The organism is Bartonella sp. P0282, assembly GCF_048452985.1.
GTDB classification, from domain to species: Bacteria; Pseudomonadota; Alphaproteobacteria; order Rhizobiales; family Rhizobiaceae; genus Bartonella; species Bartonella choladocola.
Map to the genome: position 1 here is coordinate 290587 of NZ_WTFO01000003.1, position 23059 is coordinate 313645.

The following is a 23059-nucleotide window of genomic DNA, read 5'->3' on the forward strand; positions in this document are numbered from 1 at the left end:
TTCTGGCATTCAAGCCACAGCCCGCGGGCCTCGCGGCTTGAACCGCCTGTCCCATAAGCCGTTTCAAAGCTCTGCCACTTAGCCGTTTGAAAAACGTGTTTCCAGAAGATCGACTTCGCGGATCAATCTTGCAGTTGTCTCTTCCGAAAGTTGGTGACGACGGCCGAAAGCAAAATAGGTCTGACGTTCGGCTTTCAAAGCTTCAAGGCGCAAACGCCGTTCGATTTCGGCAATCTTTTGGGTATTGCCTGCATCCGCATCCGAAATATTCTGGTCGGCCAATCTTTCACGATAGTTCGCCATGACGCGCGCGCCTGCACTTGTATAAAGGTCGGCATCGCTGCGGCCTTCACCCCAATTGTGCACTGCCTGTTCAACCGCTTTGATGGCCGCTTCGGCAGCCGCAATATGGGCGCGCTCTTCTTCCTTCTGATGGGAAGGTTCGGGCGGCAATTCCAGACCTTTGAGGAGGAATGGCAATGAAATACTTGCCATGACAAGCGAAATCAGAATAACGCCGGTTGCCAGAAATATTGCAAGGTCGCGGGCGGGAAATGGCGAACCGTCGGGAAGAAAAAGCGGCAAGGTCAAAACACCGGCAAGGGTTACCGTGCCGCGAACACCGGCAAGCGATGTCACAGCAACCAGCCGCCAACTCGGCACAAAGGGTTTCAAGCCGCGCCGGTAAGCACGTGCAAGCGTAAAACGCAGAGAGACCCAAACCCAGATAAATCTGAGTACGGCAAGCGCCACATTGATTGCAATGACATAAACCACAAGCCAGACGGGTTCATGGTGTCCGGTTTCCTGAACCACAATTGCCGCACCGCTGACAATATGGGGAAGCTGTTCACCCAAAATGACGAAAATGACACCATTGGCAACAAATTGCACAGTGTCCCAGACAGCAAGCCTGCGAATGCGCGTCAAAGCAAGGTTGCGCAGACTGTCTTCGGTAAAGCTCATGGAAATACCGGCGGCAACGGCGGCAAGGATTCCCGATGCATCCACCTGTTCGGCGGCAAGATAGGCGGCAAAAGGAATGAGCAGGCTTATAAGAATATGGGAACCGGTTTCCTCGCCGAATTTATGGTTCCAGAAATTGCTCACCCAGGTGACACAGAAGGTGGTTGCCGCCCCGATAATAACACCGGCAACGGCAGTCCACAAAAACGTTCCGAAAGCCGCAACAAGCGAAAAACTTCCTGTCATAGCCGCTGCCACAGCAAAGCGCATACTGACAAGGCCGGATGCATCATTCAACAGGGATTCACCTTCCAGAATATGCATCAAGCGCTTCGGGATGGGAGAACGTTTTGCAATTGCACTGACTGCAACCGGATCGGTTGGCGAAACAATGGCGGCAAGTGCAAAAGCCACCGAAAGCGGCATGGCCGGAATAATCCAATAAGTGAAAAAACCGACACCCAAAACCGTAAAGACAACAAGCCCCAGTGCCATTTCAAGCACTGTCCAGCGGTCGCGCTTCAAACCGTCTTTGGGAATGCGCCAACCGTCAAGAAATAAAAGTGGCGGTAAAAACAACAGGAAAAACATTTCCGGCCGTAATTTTACCCCCATGTCGCCAGCAAGAGAAACCACCGCGCCGACAGCAATCTGGATAAGCGGTAACGGAATGGGCAATGGAAGTGCGCGTGATATTGCGCCGCTGATGATGACAGCGACCAGCAATATCAATATCACGACAACCGATTCCACTCTCGATAACCTTTCAGAAAAAACTATGCCACGCCATTTAAGCAATGAACAGTTTCAATAAGATAAACAAAAACGAACTTCTGAAAATTCCTGCCAAATTTATGACAATCTACTTCTGCTCATGTCATGTGCGGTAAAAATGGTGAATTGTGGGCAGTCTTTCTTCTATTCAATGAAAAATAATTGCGCTCCATCAAAATTGTGTAACCGGCTGAAATCCTCCCGTGAGCTGATACTGTTCGGGTCGAAAAACCGAGCTTTGGCAATCCGTCTCTCTTTTCAAGACATTAGCGGCTTTTACAAAAAAGACTTTTCCTTTGAAGTTCAAGCATTACCTAACATTTTGTTTTTCTAAGATATTCTTGAAATTATCCTGCTGCTTTCAGAAGGCGCCTTTTTAATCTTCTGCATTTTTTAAAGAACCATAATGCCGTTTTGACTCCCGGCTAAATAAATTTTCGCAATCTTTCAGAAGAGTTGAATATTTCATCCTATTTAGATTGCTCTTAAATTATCTTCCTGAAACGGAATTCTCTTTTCTATATTGAAACTTTACTTGGTGAAATTATCATGTAATATTGTTCTATAGTAGAGCATAATCTATGAACAGATTGATATAACCGAATACTGTACACGAGTAAATTGTGGGAGAGACTATCATGGCACTGACACCGGTCCAGAATTTGAAATTCGCTTCTGTCAAAATCTTGCAAGAGAGAATTGACCAGATCGAACAACAAGCCAAACGCGCTCCCACGACGACGGAACAGATTTTTAAAGCCAAAAAAACAGGCTCTTCTATAAAGGCGGAAGAAAAGTCGACTTATGACAAAATCCGCAGCAAGATTGCCGGAGCTACGGTATTTGATAATAGCCGTATGAGCAAAAGCGAATTCAAAGCAAAAATACTGAAAGAAATAGCAAGGAGCCTTGGCATTGATCTTGATAAAGATGGAACAGATCTCAAACATCTGGCCAATTTGGTCCGCGACAAATTGGCTTACATGAAATCTCAAGACCCGGTAGGTTATGAAGAATTTATGGAAGGCATCACTAAACGGCTCGGCCTTGATAAATTAGGCTTGAAGGCGGAAGACGTTGTCGCGGCAATGGCTGACCCATCTTCACAAAAGGCGGAAGAAGTTGACCAAAAACTTGATGTCTATTTCGGGAAAGATGGTAAGGCCTCTTCTGAGGTTGACAGTGAACTGGACGATATTAAAAAAATTCTCAATCAGAACGGCGACACTTCAGCAAGCGAAAAAGCAGCCGAACAACTTGGCAACGCATCATCCAATGCTTCAGTGCCAAACGGGATTTTGACCGATCAGCCGACCGGCACTTATATGCCGAAAAGCTTCCCGCCAGCGCGTAGGTAACTGCTTTTAACACTCATCACGCGAATACCTGTTTTTTTAAAAAACTGCATTTTTGAATGCTTGTGTTTCCGGATGAGAAATCGGTGTGAAGAATGGCAGAAGCTCTGTGTCCAAGACAAAGCGGAACGTCCGGAACGGGTGAAAACCGGAAACCGGTGGGACTGACCTTTTAAAACTGAAAAACGAGCCGTAAAAAGCAGCAAAACACCGGCATTAGGGAAATGCTGTCCGGGCTTTAACGATAGAGTTTTTATGCAAGCTCGGTAATTTTTTCTACCCGCGAATGGTTCTTCAAGCTTTTCAGATAAGGTTTGTTATTACCTCAAGAAAACGATTTTCCGGAAACATTGGAGATTTTACCAATTCGGTTATGACTTTGATAGCAAATGATTATTTCGGTTTATTGCAGATATGTTGATCGCCCCGATAATGCCTGATTGGCTTTCATTTCTTCGTGGTGCTCAATCAATTTCATATAAATTATTTGCCCAGTCAAACTGTTCACAATGAAAAGCAAAAGTTATTTTTCGGATATTTTATATAAGCGGGAATGCTAAGTCTGTCGAGCGGTTATAGGCGGCCGAAGCAAGGCAATAAAAAACCCCGCAAAAAGCGGGGTGGATTGATTTCTTTAAAAAAATTAATTTATTTGCTCGGCTTGATCTGGTATGGAATCGTTTTGTTTTGAGCCTTTCTTATTGCGTTTATTTGCTCGACTGTCAGTTTTCTTGTCTGCTCCATTTGCAACAGCAGTTCCTTCATGGCCCCGTTCATCGTCACATTCTTCCTCTTTAGATCCATATCGTTCATCACAATTCTCCGAGAGCTCGCAAAAATATTCTACTTGTGGAATTCCTTGAAAACTGAAATCCCTTTTGTGAAAGCGGCTATAAAACGTATCATAAAGGTCAACGATCTCACGCGTTTCAGGTTCCACAACCCGCTTGAACAATTCTCTAGCTTCTTTTCTATCTATCACATATCCATGCGATGGATAATTTGCAATAATTTTATTTAAAACCCCTGACTTAAGATTACCAAATTTTTGGTTAAGGTTGGCCCCATATCTTGTTGCAATATTCAAGATTCTTTGGTGTTCTCCAAATTTTATAGGGTCAATTTGTGCAGTTATCGGCGATATCATCGCTTCAATAATCTTGGCTGCCATATCCCCCGATAATTTAGCATTTATTCTGGTGTCATCGTGTATGCTTTTCATCGTTTCTGCAAAACAGTCAGCGGACACCGCCTGCAAACTATTCAGAGCCGTCATTATGTCGAGGCCAGAATTAGACTCGTCCAACTCGTCATTCTTTTTTATTTGTATATCCAGAGGGCCAAGTTCGCCCGTATCACCTATTATAAGTTTGTTGGCTGCAATAGCTAAAAGTGTGCCTGCACTCTTGCAAAAGCTCGATATTAATACAGAAAAATCCTCGTAATTGTGCTGTAGCGCGCGCCCAATCCTATAGCCCGCATCGGGATCGCCTCCTAAAGTGGTTATACCCAAAATAACACTTTTATTTAAATCCGATTCCTCTTTCCGCTTTTTAATTTCTTTTGTCAGCAACCAATAGCCTGGGTAATTTATGGCGCCACAATAATAATATACGTCGCATCCCATGATAATTTCTCTCCCTACATATCAAAAGCTGAGCGCCATGTGCATTATAGACCGAATAACTCTGTAATTTCCAGTATTTTATGAATAGCCACAATATTTTTTATCAAAATTGATGATTTTGTCAGGGTTGTATTTCTTTAGAAACACTTCGTGCGATGTTCGTTTCGCAAAAACTGCAATCATCGCCTCGATTGGTTCATCTATAGTTTTGGCAATCTGCACCACGACTGAATCGCCAATACGCACCGGTTTATGCGGGTGGACAAAAACCAGATCACCCGCTGTAAAACGTGGTTCCATAGTGTCCCCTTCGACGTATAAGGCATATAGATCCTTGGTCATCAACAGAGCGGGTGGCCTATGAACGTAATCAATGATCGATAAATCGAGTTTGAACGAACCGTTGTCGCTGTTACAAGCATTAATCCCCATCACCGGAACGGTTTGTGACATGTACGGGAGCGGCGGTAAAGTACCATTAGTGAACTCCACCTCGTTGCTATTTGTTCGGGTAATTTCTGTTCCGGCAACATTCGGGGTTTTACCGGTAAGAAGCCAATCAACCGAGATTTTAAGAGCTCCGGCAATATCTTCAAGGGTGTTCGGGCGCGGGTGAGCCACCCCGGACTCCCATTGGGCAACTGCGTTACGTGTCTTACCAACCGCTCTTGCTAGCTCTTCTTGCGTCATCTTCGCTGCAATGCGAGAATTTTTTATACGTTCTTTCAAATCCATAGTTTTGTTTAGAAAAATTACATTTTGCGCCATCAGTTTTATTTATATCGTGTAGAATGTCATGACACTACTAAAATATCCATTGAAAGCGATTGGTGTTGTTGGCTTTTATAAAAGTATTCAAGCAAAAATAATATTAGACGTAATTATCTGATAAATCCGGTACTCCCTTCGGGCGTAACGAGGTAATAGGTGATTAAGATGCCTGCGGAACGCATAATAAACCTATGTTAAAAGTCGGGAAAACTAGCGCAATCTTCGTTCATTTTAAGCCGGTCTGTTTGGCTTTATCAGTGAACCTATTGTGCGATGAAACAATACAATCTCTTTAGAAAAGACTATCTAACGATCTTTTTGTCTCATCCGCATGGAAAAACGAAAGGTGCTACCCGTTAATGTTCGTCCGGTCTGGTGGCGCAATCGGAACCGATAAAGAGAATTTCTTCTCTCGTCATAGTGATTGGCGGGTCGTTTTCGTGCTCCACTTCTGCCTGAGCCGTGCGCATGAAAAGAGCAAACCGCAAAGGCTCGAATGTCTCATCCGTCATCGGGCTTGAACGATAAAGTTTCCAAGCCAATGCCACAACTTTTTCTGCCCGCGAATGGTGCGCCAAACTTTTCAAAAAAGGCTTTATATCGCCCCACGAGAAGTGTTCTTTTTCCTGTTGTTTTTTTCCTGCATTGTCGGCTTGGTTAACCGTTTTTTTTTGATGTAGCCCTTCGGGTTTTCGACCATCCAAAGTTTTACTTGTTACATTGGCAGATTTACTTTGCTCTTGATCTATTTCTGCGCGACCTGTTTTTTTGCTACGCCCATCGGCTTTACCGGAAGGCGGTTGTGTTTTTTGATTAAAACTTGAACCATTCTCCGGCTGGCCTTTTTGGTTGTCAGCGTGGCGAAGAAATCCGGCTTGCGGCTTTAAAGTTTTTCCGTAAATTTTAGGCTTTTTCATCCCGCCTACCCCGCGCTGTTTTAAAAAGAAACGTCATAAGCTTCAACACGTTTAACGGGGGAATCGTAAAAAAATGACATGATTAATGTCAACATTTTTTATGTTGTCAAATGTCAGACTTCTTCATCAAACGAATCGTTTGACCTAGGCGACATGTTGTTTTTTTAAGACTTTCCGGAAATGATTTATCACTTCTATTTAAAACCGGACGAATGTTCGGTTCAGAAAAGTAGAGACTGAAAAGCCTCTTTATGATTTTAAAAATTTAAAACAAAAAACGATAAAATAACAAAAATTTTAAATTGTTTTATTGCTTTTTATGAAGAATTTTAAATGTTTTTGCCGGCGTTAATTGGGTGAATTTCTATAAACAAACGTCATGCGGTAAGAAATGAAAAGGCGGCTGACAAAGCGAAAGCGGCGAGAAGAATAGCGCTTCTCCTCAACCGGCAAAAGTGTTTCGCACACCGGTAACTCACGTGCTAAACCATGCAAGTATCAAATGTTAAACTATTCAATTATTAAACCATTCGGCGTTCAATATTCGGGCGCCAAGGATAAGCCCCGCCCACCTTTGGCATAAAAAATCCCGCAATAGCAGGTTGGTTTGAAGTGCATCGGTTCCGGATTAAATCACCTGCCAAGCAATATAATTTGTGAAAATTGGTCAGGGTAAATCCGGTTTCATCAGATCAGCCCGCACAATTGTTGTTGCTGTTTACAACTGAAGCACCAACACATCTTTATTCGGTCGATCGGGTTGCGAAAATGATTTGCCGCAAAGATCTGCCGATTGAAACATTTTGCAACATGTCGGCACATCCGATATGCTTATGTTTTCTAAAATGTTCCGGTTTTAACGGGTAAAACGGCCGATATAGCGGCCAAGAATGGTGATTTCGCTCAAATTCAGAATGCGCGGTTTGTGGTGGGGATTATCCGATATGACCTCGACCTCGATTTCATCGGCACCGGGGCGAGAGACGATTTCCAACCGCTTGATGATAACCCCGCCAAGCTCGTCAGCCAGCGCATAAATTCCCGGAGGGGACGGAACACGGTGCGATATGTCGATAAACACCGCATCGCCATCATGAATAGTGGGCGACATGCTATCCCCATAAGCGGGAAGAACGGCAACATTGGACGCTACAACATTGAGTTTTGCCAACAGGCTTTCGGGTAAACGCCAAAAATCCCGTATTACTTCTGTCGAAATCTGAACAGCATTTTTGGCACCGTTCACGATCATAATTTCCCCGCCGGCGCCCATGCCTGCCTTGACATCAATTTCGGGTATTTCGCCGTCTTTCAATTGCGATCTTGTTTTGACATCGCTATCAATCCGGTCAGGAATATCGGGATCGAAACTCGATACCATCTTGCGTTTTGCGCCATTTTCGCCCGTCAAAAGATAAGAGGCGCTCACGCCGAATTTGCGGCCATAAATGGCAGCCTCTTCAGGCCCGAATTCATTCTGCCCGTTTTCGTGCGCCCGATAGGTCGAATGGCTCACACCAATTGCATCCGCAGCTTTCGTTGCAGATGAAAAGCCCGCTTTCAGCCGTGCCTCGCGTAATCTTTGTCCCATCGTGTCCATAACATAGATTATGTCAGAATAATAAACATAAATCATGTTGACAAGAGGTGTAAAATGATGTTGTTATACAACCTGTCGCTATTATAACGCGAAAAACAACATGATAAATGTTTAATGGTGGCAAAAAAGTTGAGGAAGGTGCGGTGCGTGTTTTCCTGCAAGGTTTATTAGACGGCGTATTTGCCATGTTTCGGGGTGGAACAAATGGACAAATCAGATATTGGCGTGTTGTCAGATATTGGCGTGTCACGATTATTCGACACCGATATTTTGCATGAAATACAACCGTTGACCTGCTTTAACCGCAAGCCCGCACTGTTGACTTGGCCTTTAGAAGCTTCAACCGAAATACCAGCAGCAGATAATGAAGGCGCATTAAAAAGCATTCTGCAAAGTGCACAGGTCTTGAAATACCACTTTTGCGCTACGCCTTCTTCCGGCAGTTTCCAAAACCTATTTGAAACTGCCGGTGGAAGCACATGTTATTCGACGATTATGGCTGCGCCCCGTTCATTATCCCGAACGTTTTTATGCAGCTCGCCTTCTTTAGCCCGATCTTTTTTTAAAAAAAGCAAATTATGCTTATTCGGCTTTGGCTCTGTCGGAAGCACTATCATCCGGCGAGCCTGCACCTTCTGCAGAAGCCTTTCTGGCATTGGTATTTTCGAGTGTCACATCATATTTCTGCGGCTCGGCAAGGAAATTTTCCGGTTTGCCGACAGCGATCATACATTTGGCGAAAAGCGGCAGAACATCCTTGCTATCAATCGTATTTTCAGAAGCACCGGCAATAATACTGAACAAACGGAATGCGACTTCTTCCGGTGTGGCTGCTGCATTGACAGTTGCAGATCTTATCGGGTTAATAACGGGCATTCTTTTTCCTTTGTCTTTCATCAATCACTTGATGAAATAGTTAAACAACTTGTTGTTTTTATCAAGGCAATAGCAACCGCCATTTTTAAACCGGTGAGCCTTACCGCTTTCGGGAAAAGGCTTTGTTTGAGCGCACCTTTTTTTGCCCGTGCAGGACAACAAAAATCAAACCGAATTTTTAAAAGCAGTGTTTCGAGCGCAACAAAAGTCTGCTTGTCAACAAAAAACGTAAACGAAAAAATCAAAGATGTGACACGAAAAAGCAAGGCGTTGGCACTTCAAGGTGGAAGCGTTTTTGAAGCCGGTTTTTCTCCAGAATTATTGGAATTTTTTGCGCGTCAATTGTGCGGCCAACCAACATTTTTCAAGGCAGAGAAGAGAGTTTTATAAAATGGATTCGTCAACACTACGCCGCCTTGCCGGTTTGAACCTTTCTACCGAACAAATGTCGGCTATTCTTGAACTTCTTGCCGATTTAGACGAGCGGGAAGACCAGCGCCGTGCCCGTACACGCGAGCGTGTGCGCCGTTTCAGGCTGACACGGAAAAACAATGTAACGTTACAAGAGGAAAATTGTAACGGCGGGGAAACATTACCCCTTTCCCCTAAAAGAAAGGTTCCCCCACACCCCCTTAAAGAAAATACCCCCTTTCCCGCTTTCTCTGATACGTCTTCTGATGCGCTTGTCGAAGAGCCAACCGACAAAAAAGGCGGGCATGGTTTTCCCCTTTGCCAAAATAGAAATTTGCCGGAAAATCCCGCGGGATGCGAGCAGAACAAAGCTTGTTCTTTTGCCGTGAGTTTGCCCAAGGACAAGGCTTGTTCCTTTTCTGAAAAGTCCGCTTTTCCGCAAGCGGAAAGTGCGCCACTTTCAGCAAGCATCGGAACGTTGTCTGCGGCTGAAAAGATCGAGGCTTCCGGCGCAATTTCAGCTTCCGGTATAAGCGCGAGCGTGCCGCTTTTGCCTTCACCTTCGGGAATTTTTGGAAGCCGGAATTTTGGAAAAAACGAAGTTCCAGAGCTTGCAATAAGCCGCCCCGACAAACGTGATTTTGAAGCCGAATTTCATGAAATTTTCTGGCCGTCTTTCCCGAACAAATGCGGCAAGCCGAAAGCATTAACGGCGTTTTTGAAAGCGCGCAAAAAAGACAGTCTTGCCGCCATTATGGCGGGGCTTCAACGCTATATCGCCGACAAGCCGCCCGACCGCCCCTGGCTTAACCCGACAACGTTTCTCAATCAGGAACGCTGGAATGACCAACCTGCCCCCGTTCTGGAGCGAAAAAATGCAAAATTCGGATATGATAAAAGATCGACAGCCAGAAAAGTTACCGATGCGATGGCCCGTCTCGCACCTCGATTTGACGCTTGCCAAACTCGTTTCCCTCACGACAGGTGAAGGCTTTCCGCCCCGCTTCAAGGCGGGAAAGAAACCGACAAACGCCCAAATTGCAACAATCAGGCACACGCTTGAGGACGCAAAAAACACACTTTTAAAAAAGGCGCGAAGCGACGAAATCATGAACCAGTTTTTGCTGCTTTCGGGCGGTATGCGGCTGCCCCGTGATTTAGACGGGGAAAGCGCTGCCAAATCCTATATGATTGCGCTTTCCGGCTTTTCCAGCTTTGCCATTATGCAGTCGGTGCTTTTGATTATTCGCGGCAAGGCAGAAGGCTTCAACAAAACCTTCATGCCGACAGCGCCGGAACTTGCCGCTTTTTGCGAACATATCGAAAAAACCGAATGGTTGAAAATCGACACTGTGGAGCGGCTTCTAAGAGCCGGTGAAGAAGAACAAAACGACGTTTTAATTCCGGAAGCGCGGGAAGAAAAACCGGCTTGTGACCACAAAACCACGACCGCAAGCGAAAACAAAGCAACAGAAGATAAAAACAGGGCGGCAAGTTTCCCGCCCGCAAAACAAATGCGCGTTCAATGAAGCTGAATGAAACGGAATGGGACAGCAAGAGACAATACGGGACAATGTGGGACGGTATGGGACGACATGGAACATCTGTGAAAAAGCCCAATAGTTTTTTGGGCGGTAAAAACGCGAACCACAAGATTTCAAACAACAACACTTCAAACTCAAGACTTCAAACGACAACCCGATAAAAAGCAATCATGAAAGGCTTTAACCATGCAGGAAATTGAAATTATCAGATTGAAAGCCCGTTCAAAGGCGGGCAAACTCCGGCTCAAGCGCGGGCGCGGAAGGCCACGTATCGAAGGTATTGCGCGCGAACCGAATGGCAGGCGCAGCCGCGCAAAAAAACCGCGCGAGGCGATTGACCGTCTTGCCATTTTGATGCGTGCAAAGCACACCGGCCTTTCGGAAAGACAGGCAAAAGACCCGCGCGCTTCCACCTATATCGGTAGGCTTTTTTTGGCAGGTCCTGAATGCGGCGGCATTAGCGAAGACCAGTACAATGCAGCGCTGAAATTTATCGAGGTGGATAACAATTATAAAAAGGCACTGCTTTCGCCTGCCGCCTATTACGACGATTTTAACAGCACGCCCAATCCCGAACTTTATGAAGCGTTTTGCAAGCGCGCAAAAAAGCAATATCTTGCCGCGAGAGAAGCCATTCAGGAAGCACAATTCGATAACAGAATTGATAACCTTTATGCCGCCTTGCAATATATCGTGCTGGAAGATCTCGAATTGCCGCACCTTGTCGGCGCAACAAGGCTTGTACTCAATGCGCTAAACCGGCATTTTTTTCTTGCCAATAAAGGTCATTAAATTTTTAATGACCTTGATGGCGCAACGGGAATTCTATTTTGCAAAGGGATTTTCTTGATCCGCAGGAAATTTAACTTGCAATAAGGAATTTAATATTTGATTTTAATTCTGTTACATCGGCAGAAAGACCATTTTTAGAGAAGATTATTTGTAGCAAGGACTATAGGCTGAAAGAGCACGTTTGGCTTGCAATTTATAAAAGAGGTCACCTTCGTAAAGCGGAAGTCCAACCCGCCTTTTTATCCCGACTTGCAACTCTATTTCTAAAAGGCAGGCACTCCCCTGCCTTTTCTTTTACACCTTGCACAATTTATCACTGTGCAATGACGGGGATAAGCAAAAGCAGGCAAGCTAACCGCCCGCCTTGGGTTGATTGAGATGGCGCCGGTTTAAACTTTACCGGAAATTCAATTATCTTTATGCGTACGCGACCCTTTGCACTTACTTTTTATCCTTTGGTGGAGAATATTGCATAAAAGGCATATCTCCAAATATTTTTCTAAATTGTTGTTCTGAATCTATTCTAATTAACAATTTTCCATGATCGTCTTTATTGAAACTTTTTGGCTCGCAATTCGAATAATAAAAGCACTTGTCTAATACGTCATGTTTCTTTACTTTTTTTACAGGAACACATGCATTTATCCAACTCGTGCAATTGCTAAAGTCGCATTCATAGAAAGTATTGTACTTAAAACTATTATCCGGAAGATAGCTTTCAGGTATAATACGCTCGACTTTTGTTTTTTTAGTAATCCCGTTTGTAATCGGTATATAAGGAGATGAATATATAAAAGCAATTTTGCAATTAGAGAATTTACAATTGAAAGCTGCAATCTTCGTAATTATTGGAAGTGTATGTTCCACATTTATTCCATAGAACATACAGTCTAAAAACCCAAATTGACAAATAACTTTTGATTTTATGAATCTTTGAATAAAGTTGTAACTAAAAGACAAACCGACATATGTAACATATAAATTTTTAAATTCAAATTCATTCAAATATTTTACATTATCATCTTTCTGAACATGATCTTTACGTGATATTATTATAAATTCGCTAATATAAAAATGAAGCGGATTATTTTCGACCAGATCATCGGCGTAGACCATTGCGCGTAGTCTGGCTTTATTCGCCGTTGTGACGTCAGTAGCACTGGTTATGAAATCTGCTATTAAATCGAATGCTTCTTTTCTGAGAGGCCCTTCAGGATCACTTGCGGCTGCATTCAAGAAGGAAAGGCCTGCATATTTTTGCGCATCGCTTTCACTGCTTAAAAGTTTTGATGCTTCTGCGATAAGCTGGGCGGTATCACGCCGCTTTGCCATGGCGATTTCATTGTCATGACGTTTGCCATCCTGCTTCTTTTCTTCAAGCTCGATTGATTTGTTCTTTGTCGCTTTGGCCGCCCAGAAAAAGGTAACAAGACCGGCGGTGGCGAGGGCTACATTTTTTATGTCAATGCCACCGAAAAAGGTTGAATTGTCTTGACCCGGATAAAAATAGAGGAAAGCAATTGTCCCGAATAATGTGCCAAGAATTAAAGTAACGTTCAAAACGTCAACGGCAAAACGGTTGCTGGCAAAATCGACACTTTGGCGAATATTGGCGTTTTTCAACGGGAAAAAGGCTGCATTAATCCAGCTATTCAACGCCACAAATAAAAGCGTTGCGACGATGGTAACCAAGGAAATAACTTTCAATTTATATTGAAAGTCATGAAAGGGATAAAAAACCGATAGACAGAGGAAAACAATACATAAAATAGTCGAGCCGAGAAGCGCAAACCAGTTTGTTTCTTTCGTGATGATTGCGGGAAGCAAGATCAATATGTCCGCCAAAACGACGAATAAGAAAATGGCCGCCCCAAGAATGTTGTTAGCTGTTCCGAGAAAAAAATAATTCGGAAGAGACAAAGCTATTGCTACAATTAAAAAGAAAACACCAAGCCAGAACATGCGCTTTTTAAACGCAATGAATTTTTTATCTGCTTCACTTGCTTGTTCAAGATTATCGTTCTGTTTATCGGTATTGGTATTTGAAGGCATTCTTCGCTTTTCCCCTTCCCTCACCCTAGCGATTTATGCCAAGAATTCAGATAAAAGCAATGTTAGGATGTGGTTTTCCCCTTTTTGCAACTGCTATTTGTGTGATGTTTTTCTTGTCTATTGTTGCAAGCTTCCGCAAAAATGAGAAAAAGAATAAATGAAAATGATTTACAGCATTATCTCGTACCGCGAATTTTTCATGGTCAAAGCCGGAATTGTCGTTTCCGTTTAGAATGTCGTTTAAGCGCAAGAAAAAAGCGTTCAATTTCGTGAAGTGATAAAAGGCAAAGCTATTTTTGAACCACAGAATCGGTTAGTATTTGAACATTCCAAAGACATTATATTTTCACTATTCAAAAGAACGTATGACCTTTTAATTATGAGCGATTCTACTGACGACCTTCCGTTTTCCCAGCGCTATGGCTATGTGCCTGCTGTTCAACAGCTTGCTCTGGGAGAAATACCAACTGCATTCAGAGAAGAGATAAAAGCTCTTCTGAACGAAGTTATTCTACAATATGATGAAAGATATATAGATTATAAAAGTGTAGATTTTTTTAGAGATATTTTTATTAATTTTTTCGGAGGAAATTATGAACAATTTTTAAAAAAAGTTCACAAATTTCATAAATATATTATTAGAAATAAGATTTATTATGATATAATTTTGTTAGAAAAAGATTTTGTTGTAAATTTTTTATTCAATTTTCTTGATAATTGTAAATTTTTTAGGCTATTTGATTTACTTGAAAAACTTATTAACAGCCAAAAACAATTAAACTTATACGCACATAATTATAATGCTAATAATCGAATATTTGGGGATGTTTTAAAAGAACTTTTTGAAAAGCACCATTTATCCTACACAATTTACAACGGCAAGATCCAACCTATCGGTAGTGAATTTGAAGGCAAGACCTATGTTGCTGCACTTGATGAGACCAAGGATAAAGGCCAGCTTGGTGCCCATAGCCATTTACTCAAAGCCGGAGAACAGATAAATCATCAGAAGTGGGCTGATAGCGTTCGGGAAAGCATCAGCGCGGTGGAATCTGTCTGCCGCAAAATTGTCGGGGGGAAAAAAGTAACTCTCGGTTCGGCACTAAAGGAAATTGAAAAGAACTATCCTCTGCATCCCGCATTTAAAAAAGCGTTGAGCGAACTTTATGGTTTTACCTCTGATGAAAACGGAATTCGACATTCGCTGTTGGACAAGTCGACTGCAGCAGTTGACGAGGCCGATGCGCTTTTCATGTTGGGGGCTTGCTCATCCTTTGTTTCTTACTTGCTTTCCAGAACAATGCTGAAAGACGATAAGTAAATTTTTTCAAATTGATTGAGATAAACCTTCGGGCGCTCATAACTTCAAAACACTTTGCAATAACATAGAAGCGCCCAGACGTAAGAGAGTAACTCTATGTCGCCATACCGGAAAAATTCCGGCAATGTTACTTCATTTTCAAGAGTGATAGAAAATGCAGGAAAGGTGTTTTGCTTTTCAGTTGACGGGAGAAATTCCAAGAAACACCAGAACGATAGTTAATTAAAAAGCTGGCGTAGCGCGATGCCGCCAGCTTTTAAACTTAAAACTAACCGGTTAGGGAATTTGATAAATGTGCCTGCGAAATGGCAGGCGAATATTCAGTCTTCAAATTTCCACAACCGGTGCGTGAGATGAGGATTTCACCAGATCAATTGCATGAAGAGCATCAGCCTTGTTTTTATAGCCTTCGCCGCTTGTTGCGATCTTTTCGTGGTTAGCCGCTTTCAAATGCCAACGCCATTCGCCGTTTTTATCTTTATAAATTTCAAATTTCATGATTTTTTCCTGTTTTTAATGGATTATTGATAATTCAGAAACGTTACGCCAAACGTTTTAAGGAAATTGGAGTTTTTATTTCATCATTTCAAGATAAATATTAGATATATTATGTTTATTTTTGAGTTTTATTTTTTATGAGTGAAACTCTTTTACACTAAAAGAGAACTTCCCTATCTTTATTCAAAATTCTTTTTTTAAGTTAAAAGGCATCTGCATTTTTCAAAATGGAAATGATCTATTTGGCAATTGAAAAACATGTGTCGATTGGTTTTGGAAAGGAGCGACCAATAAAAATTCACGCGTCTTCCGACCGCCTGATTTTTAGAAAATAAATTTTTAAAATTTCCGATAATTTTTTTCTTGCAAAAATGCGTCACTAAATATTAACTGACACATACGGCACAACAAGAATTGTAACTATTGTTTAGTTGACGTTTATAAATATAAAAAACGTTTTATGATTTTTATGATATTTTAATTATTCGATTATTGTCGAATTTGTTTTCCGTTTAAAAACTATTATTTTGAAATACAGAATTTTATTCATGAATATTGCTATTGGCTGTTCAGGCGTTTGTTGAATGTTTTTAAAAAATCCGGATGGAATATTTTGAGCCGCAAAAATGTGTGGCAAATATTCTCAAGCGTGTAGCGCATTTAACAGTAAAAATTTTTATCCTTGAAAAGGAAAAGGGACGTGGTCGGAACCAAAAAGCTAACACCCCCTGAAACAGCAAAATCCGTGAAAAAAACCGTCGTTAAAAAAGTGCGCCAACAAAAAAGAGCCGTGCCTTTAACGGAAAAAATTGAAAAAGAAATTGTGCAGGATAGTGATGGATGTTTAGAAAACGCTGCACTTTCAAATGTGAGACTTGAAAAGGAAGTTGGGCGGCAAGTGCTTGGCAATGAGGGGATGGCCGTTCGTTCAAGCGTAGAGTTCAAAAAAGAAACGCTGGAAAATGTGCTTGAATCCAAGGAAAAGGCAGTAACTCTATCCGCAGGGTTTGGAAAGCAGGCGTTACAAAAAGTGACTGATCTCAAGGAAAAGGCAGCACGTTCGAGAGTGAAGCGTGAAAAGGAAGTTTTGCAGCAAGTGCTTGGCAATGAGGGGATGGCCGTTCGTTCAAGCGGAGCAGTTGAAACAAAAACCGTGCAGGATGAGGATGATGCCAAGGGAAAATTGCCGCTAGAGAGTAATGCAGTTTTGAAAACAAAACCGACTGAAAAAAGTTTAACAAAGAAGGCCGCGCAAAAAAAGCGGGAAGCTGTGGGAGACAACAAAGCTTCCGGAATTTTGAAAGGGGCTATTTTAAAAGCTGCAATAAAAGCCGGTAACCAATTGGGAGAAGACGGGCTTGTTTCCTATCTTGAAGCACAGGCTTTAAAAAATGCTTCGTCCTTTTTGACACTGCTCGGCAAAGTATTGCCTGCCGAACTTAATTCAGAGGGACAAGAATTAAAAACCGTGACAAAAATCGAACTGGTTGCTTTATCTCCGTCACCGAAAGATTTGACAATGGCAAATGAACCAGCCGGAAAAAAGCGCATGACTTCTAAAAAGCGCATGAGCGGAAATCAGGAACTTTGGATAAATCAGGAACTTTCGGAAATCCTTAAAAAAGACGATTGAAGAACTTCCGGTTAAAAAGGCTTTTAAAAAAGTGAACCGGTTTTTAAATTGTTCAGTGAATTTGTTTTCGACGCGCAATGAAGAGAGAGTTTTACTGTTTTTCATGTCGTAAACGTTTTTTCAAAAAAACGTCGTGCCCGTTTTGAAATGGTGGCTTTTTGAAATGGTGGGCTTTTTTAAAAGCTTGACGTGCTGTTTCTCTTATATTGGCCTTATCGTGATGGGATCTTTTATTTCCGGAAGGCGTGGTTTTGAAAAGTGGCGATGCTTGTTTAAAACAAGCGTTTTCTTTGCATATCCGTCAAGGTGATGAGGACGGCTTTCATAACAGCTTTTTAAGCTTTTTTAGGCTTCCGGATTTGGTTTGGAACGCGCCAAATTTTTGTCCGGTCGTTTTGCCCTGTGGTTTTGTGGTGTTTCATGACAACAGAAAAAATAGAATTGCCGGAAAAGCTCATCACCCTTTTCGATGGGCCTGCCGATGTCAGGGCGGCCTATGGCGGGCGCGGTTCCGGAAAAACCCGTTCCTTTGCCACAATGAGCGCAGTGGTGGGCTATTGTTTGGGAAAAAGAGGAATTCGCGGCATTATTCTTTGTGCCCGCCAGTTCCAGAATTCACTGGCCGACAGCTCACTTGAAGAAATCAAAAGGGCTATTGCCGATTATCCGTTTTTACAAAATTATTATACCATTGGTGAAACCTATATACGCTCGAAAGACGGGCGTATTACTTATGCCTTTTCCGGTCTTGACCGGAATATTGCCAGTATCAAATCGAAGGGGCGGCTGCTTCTCTGTTGGGTGGATGAAGCCGAACCTGTGACCTCCCACGCATGGAACACATTGATACCGACTTTGCGCGAAGAAGGTGACGGTTGGAACACCGAACTCTGGGTAACATGGAACCCGCTCAGAAAAGAGGCAGCCGTTGAAAAGCGTTTTCGCGACAGTAAAAATGTGCGTATCAAATCTGTTCAACTGAATTGGCGTGATAATCCGAGATTTCCCGATCTGTTAAACCGCGCCCGCCTTGATGATTTGAAGAACCGGCCGGAAAGTTATGACCATATATGGGAGGGTGGATTTCTTGCCCAGATGGAGGGAGCCTATTTTGCAACCGGTCTTGCAATTGCCAAAGAAGAAGGGCGCATTTCCAACGTTCCGGCCGACCCGTTAATGACATTTCAGGCTTTTTTCGACATTGGGGGAACAGGTGCCAGAGCCGATGCAACCGCTATCTGGATTGCGCAATTTATCGGAAAAGAAATCCGCGTTCTTGATTATTATGAAGCCCAAGGGCAGCCTTTGAGTGCCCATATCAACTGGTTGCGCGAAAAAGGTTACGAACAGGCAAGAATTACATTGCCGCATGATGGCGCAACCAAAGATCGCGTGCGGGATGTGAGTTTTGAAAGTGCGCTTCAACAAGCCGGTTTCGAGGTGGACATTATTCCCAATCAGGGAAAAGGAGCAGCACGCGCCCGCATTGAAGCGGCAAGACGGCTTTTCCCCTCTATCTGGTTTAATGAAAAAACCACAGAAGCAGGACGCGATGCTTTGGGTTGGTATCACGAAAAGCGTGATGACAAACGCGATATAGGACTGGGGCCGGAACATGACTGGGCAAGCCACGGGGCTGATGCTTTCGGCCTGATGTGTATAGCCTATGAAGCACCAAAAATTTCTAAAAACCGGCAGCGCAATTCTCTTAGACATGATTTCAATACGTCATGGATGGCGGGATAACAAAAAGCAAAATTGTCGACTGTTGAACCAATATTCAAGTGAAAGAACCGCGCTTGTCCAAATTATAGCGGATAGCAATTGCGTTTTGCTTTTCTTTCAAAGCTTGAAAGCGATGTTTCAAAAATAAAAGAAGCTGCCAAGGGTGCGGCACAATATGCGAAACCGGAGACTTTCTTGGACAAGAGCTTCCAAAATGGGCAAAAGAGCAAGAACAACCGGTGGCAAAGCTGCAACAAGCTTTATGCGCGGCAGGCTTGAACTTGGCAGCGTTCGTAATGTGCGCGATGTTTGCATTGTTTGCGGCACGGGAAATGTTCGGAATATTTTCGATGTTTGCGGGACGCGTAATATTGGCAGCGTTCGCGGCATGAGTGATATTCGCTGTGTTTACAGGCTTTCCACAAGGTGCACTATTCGGGACAATAGAACCGGATGCGCAACTTGTCAGCTTTTGTTTTTCCGGCAATGGCCTTTGCTTTATGGGACCTGACCTTCTTGTTTCTTTATGACGGTTGCCTTGTGCTTGCCCGCCTGCCCGCTTGCGCGTTTTGCTTTTGTTTTTTTCGGGCTTTTCGGCTTTTTCAGAATTGAACTTTCAAGTTGTGCGGGCGGCGCGCGACCAATTTTAACCAATAATTTTACGGGCTGATGATGATGCTAGAAAACGAGACTTTAGAACATGGTTCTTCCACGCAGTTTGACAGTGCAAAAAGAGATATTCTTTTCCAGTCATTGCTGAAGCTTTTCCGGCAGGATATGGCGCATGTTGCCGAATGGCGCAAAAATGCCCGCGAAGATTATGCCTTTTATAATGGCGAACAGTGGGAAGCCCAAGACAAGGCGGCGCTTTTCGAGCAAAAACGCCCTGTCATGACGTTCAACCGCATTGCGCCGCTTGTCAATGCCGTTATCGGCTCGGAGCGCAACAATAAACGCGAAGTGCAATTCATACCGCGTGAAATCGGAGATGCGAGAGCCAATGAAATATTGACGGGTGCGGCGGAATGGTTTCGCGATCAGGCGGAAGCGGAATATGAGGATTCGGAAGCTTTTACCGATACCGTCATTTGTGGCATGGGGTGGACAGATACACGCCTTGACTTTGACGATGATGAAACGGGTAAACCGGTTGTTTGCCGCCTTGACCCGTTAAAAATGGTGTGGGATGCCTCGGCGGTGAAAGCCAATCTGGTGGATGCGGAGCGCCTCTGGTATATTGACGAAAAGCCGCTTGCCGAAGCGCGCCGCATGTTTCCCGATATTGACCCGTCATTGCTTGATGCGCGTTGGGCAAAAAATGGTGTTTTTGACAGTGACACACCTCTTTCCCATGTAAATTCCGACACATTTTATGGTGAAGACCGGACGGGTGTTTCGGAGAGGCAAGGCTTGGGGCTTTCTTCCGCTTCCAGCTCTCTGGTGACGCTTGTCGAATGCCGTTGGTTCGAGCGCGAGGCTTTTTACAAGGTTTTTGACCCGCTGACGGGTGAAACACAGGATTATTCGCTTCGCGACTATGAAGAGAAAAAGAAAATTTCGCCGGAAATACAATCGGTAAGGCTTACAAGAAAGATTGTGAAAAGGGCTTTTCTGGGCGAGGTTTTGCTTGCCGAACCCGATCAACCGATGGTGCCGAACGGACAACTTGGTTGGGAATGCATTACCGGCTATTTCGACAAGATGAAAAAGCATTATTATGGCATTGTGCGCCCCACAAAAGACCCGCAGCGCTGGGCGAATAAATTTTTCAGCCAGGTGATGTATCTTTTAAACAGCCAATCAAAGGGCGGCATTCTTGCCGAACGCGGTGCTTTTGATGATGACAGGCAGGCAGAAGAAAGCTGGGCGCGCGCCGATGCCATTACCTGGACAAAACAGAATGCGCTAGCCGGACAAAATGCCCGCATTCAACCCAAACCAGTGGCACAATTTCCTGTTGGTTTTTTCCAGCTTTTCAATGAAGCCAAAGAAGCAATTTCCGATGTAACGGGCTTATCTTCCGAATTCATCGGCACGCGAGAAGTAAACCAGCCCGGTGTTCTGGAAAGCCAGCGCCGGCAATCTTCTTTGAATTTGCTGGCCTCGCTTTTTGATGCGCTGCGCCGTTATCGGAAAAGACAGGGGCAAATTATGCTTTATCTCATACAGAACTATCTTTCCGATGGAAGGCTTATCCGCATTGTGGGGGATGACAACAAGAAATATGTGCCTTTGACACATGAAGCGGTCGCCAATCGCCAATATGACATTATTGTTGATGATGCACCGACAAGCCCCAATGAAAAAGAACGGACATTTGCGATTATTCAACAGATGTTGCCGATGTTGAAAGATTATCTCACACCGGAAATCGGACTGGAAATTCTGCGCTATTCGCCGCTTCCCGCCTCGCTTGTTGAAAAATGGACAGCCAAGGCACAAGAAGCGGCTCAACAAAAAGCAGAACAGGAAATGGCCAGAGAACAGATGGCCAGAGAACAGATGACGAGCCAAGAAGCGGCAATGGAAAGAAATGCCGTGCCGGAACAGTATACGCGACAACAGGCGGAGCAATTGAAGTTGCAAGCTCTGGCAAACGAGCTTGATATGAAAGCAAAAGCCCGTGAACTCGACCTTAATGCCAAAGCAGCCGATCTTTTTTTAAAAAATCAGAAAACACGGCTTGAGACCGAAACAGCCAAAAACCGCGCACTCATTGAACAATTGAAAATTGAACAATCGCAAACGGGGCGAGCCAATTCCTGAAACAGGCTACTCACAAAGCTTGGACGGAATGGATTTTTTAAATTTGGCAAAGCGGCATTTCAGATTGTCGCTGATTTTCAACTCCCGCAATCGCAACTTTTGTCTTTCTTGCCGGATGAACCGGCTTCGCCTCAAGCATCGGCGTTTTGATGCTCTGCTGCCCGTTTTTTAAAGGGCATGTTTAAAGGATAAATTTATGGATATTGCACCCGAATTTTCACCGGAAGAACAGGATGTTCTTGGCCACCAAAATACCGACAATAACGGATTTGATGATGAGACCGCTTTACCGGAAAATTTTTCCGACAGTAATACTATGACCGAACCTTCCGAAAGTCAGGAAGAAAAACAAGAAAAACCGGTAGCGGAAGAAGAAGACGAAAGAACCGCAAAAGCGCGAAATCATATGGTTCCCCATGGTGCACTTCACGCCGAAAGGGAAGAACGCAAAAAAGCGCAAGCCGAGGCGGCGGAGGCAAAAGCCAAACTTGCCCGCATTGAAGAACGTTTCAAAATTGCACGTGAATTCACAGAAAATCATGCCGGAAGCGAGAGCTTCTCACCGTTAAAACAGCCGCAACCAGAAGCGCCTGACCCGGAAAAAGATTTTGTCGGCTATGTCAAATGGATTGGCACTAAATTGCAAAACGAGGAAGCCGAAAGACAAAAGAGAGAAGCCGAAGAGCGGCAATTTATTGAAACCGCGAGAGAACAGGAAGTGGTGAAGGATTATTTTGCCACTTCTGTAACCGCACTCAAAGCCGAACTGCCGGATTTCGACGAGGCGGCCGATTTTCTTTATGAAGCACGGGTGAACCAGTTGAAGGCGCTCGCCGATGCCTATCCTGCTTTTAAAAATGCCGATGCGATCAATGCGCAGATTGGCAACGAGCTTGCAGCCATTGTCAAAGGTGCTTTGGAAAGCGGCACAAATCCCGCGCAAACAATTTATAATTATGCAAGAAATATCGGCTTCAAGGCGAAATCCGCAACAGGATCTATGGCGGAGGGTGACATTGCCGCAATGCGTGCCAAAAAAAACGCCGCACGCACGCTCACCGCATCAAACGGGCGCGCTATTGCCGACCCGGTGAGTCTTGAAGCCATAGATGCCATGAGCGACCGGCAATTTGCCGAGTGGATTTCCAATCCGAGAAATGAAAGAGCCTTCAACATTCTGATGAAGGGGGAATAAGGCTTTTAGCAAAATAAGTTTTTTATAGGGAGCCTGTTTTTTAAAGCCTGATTTGAGACACGAAGCTTCAAAAGCTTGTGCTTTAAAAAACACCGCCCGCAAAAAGATGGGGCTTGCAAAACTTCAGGCTTTCAAAGCCTTGAGGCAAGCTTGTGCGGGTTTGTTTTAAAACTTTCAACTTTTTCTTTTGCGGATTTTCGTTTGAAATGGACGTTATCATTTTCACCCACCGGAGG

At 43.8% G+C, this 23059-nt stretch carries 18 protein-coding genes; 10 read left to right on the plus strand and 8 right to left on the minus strand.

Annotation, left to right across the window (positions count from 1 at the left end):
• Positions 1–78: 78 nt before the first annotated feature.
• Positions 79–1719 (minus strand): Na+/H+ antiporter, encoded by a 1641-nt coding sequence (locus GQS64_RS10380; RefSeq protein WP_077993213.1) that lies wholly within the window; start codon positions 1717–1719, stop codon positions 79–81.
• A 659-nt stretch (positions 1720–2378) separates the two neighbouring features.
• On the opposite strand from GQS64_RS10380, the gene GQS64_RS10385 reads away from it, so the two are divergent.
• Positions 2379–3098, plus strand: a complete 720-nt coding sequence (locus GQS64_RS10385; protein ID WP_198231524.1) for a hypothetical protein — start codon at positions 2379–2381, stop codon at positions 3096–3098.
• A gap of 640 nt (positions 3099–3738) precedes the next feature.
• Here GQS64_RS10385 and GQS64_RS10390 read toward each other — a convergent pair.
• The 5 genes from GQS64_RS10390 to GQS64_RS10410 form a co-directional block, all read right to left on the minus strand.
• Positions 3739–4722 carry an SDH family Clp fold serine proteinase gene (locus GQS64_RS10390; RefSeq protein WP_198231525.1) on the minus strand — a complete coding sequence of 328 codons (984 nt, stop codon included), beginning with the start codon at positions 4720–4722 and terminating at the stop codon, positions 3739–3741.
• Between the two features lie 78 nt (positions 4723–4800).
• Positions 4801–5490 carry an XRE family transcriptional regulator gene (locus GQS64_RS10395; RefSeq protein WP_198231526.1) on the minus strand — a complete coding sequence of 230 codons (690 nt, stop codon included), beginning with the start codon at positions 5488–5490 and terminating at the stop codon, positions 4801–4803.
• 359 nt (positions 5491–5849) lie between these two features.
• Entirely contained in the window at positions 5850–6410 is a 561-nt protein-coding gene (locus tag GQS64_RS10400; RefSeq protein ID WP_198231527.1) for a hypothetical protein, read from the minus strand.
• Positions 6411–7266: 856 nt separating this feature from the next.
• Entirely contained in the window at positions 7267–8001 is a 735-nt protein-coding gene (locus GQS64_RS10405) for an XRE family transcriptional regulator (protein ID WP_246786474.1), read from the minus strand.
• Positions 8002–8592: 591 nt separating this feature from the next.
• Complete coding sequence (locus tag GQS64_RS10410; RefSeq protein WP_077993227.1) at positions 8593–8886, minus strand: hypothetical protein; 294 nt, start codon at positions 8884–8886, stop codon at positions 8593–8595.
• A gap of 391 nt (positions 8887–9277) precedes the next feature.
• Here GQS64_RS10410 and GQS64_RS10415 point away from each other — a divergent pair, with 391 nt between their 5' ends.
• The 3 genes from GQS64_RS10415 to GQS64_RS10425 all read left to right on the plus strand — a co-directional run bounded on the left by GQS64_RS10415 (position 9278) and on the right by GQS64_RS10425 (position 11633).
• The gene (locus GQS64_RS10415) at positions 9278–10285 is read left to right on the plus strand and encodes a hypothetical protein (RefSeq protein WP_198231529.1); all 1008 of its coding nucleotides are present in this window, start codon (positions 9278–9280) and stop codon (positions 10283–10285) included.
• Complete coding sequence (locus GQS64_RS10420; RefSeq protein ID WP_198231530.1) at positions 10221–10826, plus strand: hypothetical protein; 606 nt, start codon at positions 10221–10223, stop codon at positions 10824–10826. Before GQS64_RS10415 ends, GQS64_RS10420 begins: the two co-directional genes overlap by 65 nt.
• 201 nt (positions 10827–11027) lie before the next feature.
• Positions 11028–11633 carry a hypothetical protein gene (locus GQS64_RS10425; protein ID WP_246798549.1) on the plus strand — a complete coding sequence of 202 codons (606 nt, stop codon included), beginning with the start codon at positions 11028–11030 and terminating at the stop codon, positions 11631–11633.
• A gap of 441 nt (positions 11634–12074) precedes the next feature.
• On the opposite strand, the gene GQS64_RS10430 is transcribed toward GQS64_RS10425, so the two are convergent.
• Positions 12075–13685, minus strand: a complete 1611-nt coding sequence (locus tag GQS64_RS10430) for a hypothetical protein (protein ID WP_198231531.1) — start codon at positions 13683–13685, stop codon at positions 12075–12077.
• Positions 13686–14064: 379 nt separating this feature from the next.
• On the opposite strand from GQS64_RS10430, the gene GQS64_RS10435 reads away from it, so the two are divergent.
• Positions 14065–15006, plus strand: coding sequence for an AbiJ-NTD4 domain-containing protein (locus GQS64_RS10435; RefSeq protein ID WP_198231532.1), 942 nt, complete (start codon positions 14065–14067; stop codon positions 15004–15006).
• 327 nt (positions 15007–15333) lie between these two features.
• Here the strand turns inward: GQS64_RS10435 and GQS64_RS10440 are convergent, their stop codons facing one another.
• The gene (locus GQS64_RS10440) at positions 15334–15504 is read right to left on the minus strand and encodes a YegP family protein (RefSeq protein ID WP_198231533.1); all 171 of its coding nucleotides are present in this window, start codon (positions 15502–15504) and stop codon (positions 15334–15336) included.
• Between the two features lie 700 nt (positions 15505–16204).
• On the opposite strand from GQS64_RS10440, the gene GQS64_RS10445 reads away from it, so the two are divergent.
• The 5 genes from GQS64_RS10445 (at position 16205) to GQS64_RS10465 (ending at position 22823) form a co-directional block, all read left to right on the plus strand.
• A complete protein-coding gene (locus GQS64_RS10445) occupies positions 16205–17137 on the plus strand; it encodes a hypothetical protein (protein ID WP_198231534.1) in 933 nt (310 codons plus the stop codon).
• Positions 17138–17557: 420 nt separating this feature from the next.
• The gene (locus GQS64_RS10450) at positions 17558–18883 is read left to right on the plus strand and encodes a phage terminase large subunit (protein ID WP_077993244.1); all 1326 of its coding nucleotides are present in this window, start codon (positions 17558–17560) and stop codon (positions 18881–18883) included.
• Between the two features lie 193 nt (positions 18884–19076).
• Positions 19077–19373, plus strand: a complete 297-nt coding sequence (locus tag GQS64_RS10455) for a hypothetical protein (RefSeq protein WP_149866675.1) — start codon at positions 19077–19079, stop codon at positions 19371–19373.
• Between the two features lie 161 nt (positions 19374–19534).
• Positions 19535–21628: a portal protein gene (locus tag GQS64_RS10460; RefSeq protein WP_369805260.1), complete on the plus strand. Its 2094-nt coding sequence runs from the start codon at positions 19535–19537 to the stop codon at positions 21626–21628.
• A 196-nt stretch (positions 21629–21824) separates the two neighbouring features.
• A complete protein-coding gene (locus GQS64_RS10465; RefSeq protein WP_077993249.1) occupies positions 21825–22823 on the plus strand; it encodes a hypothetical protein in 999 nt (332 codons plus the stop codon).
• Positions 22824–23059: the final 236 nt, after the last annotated feature.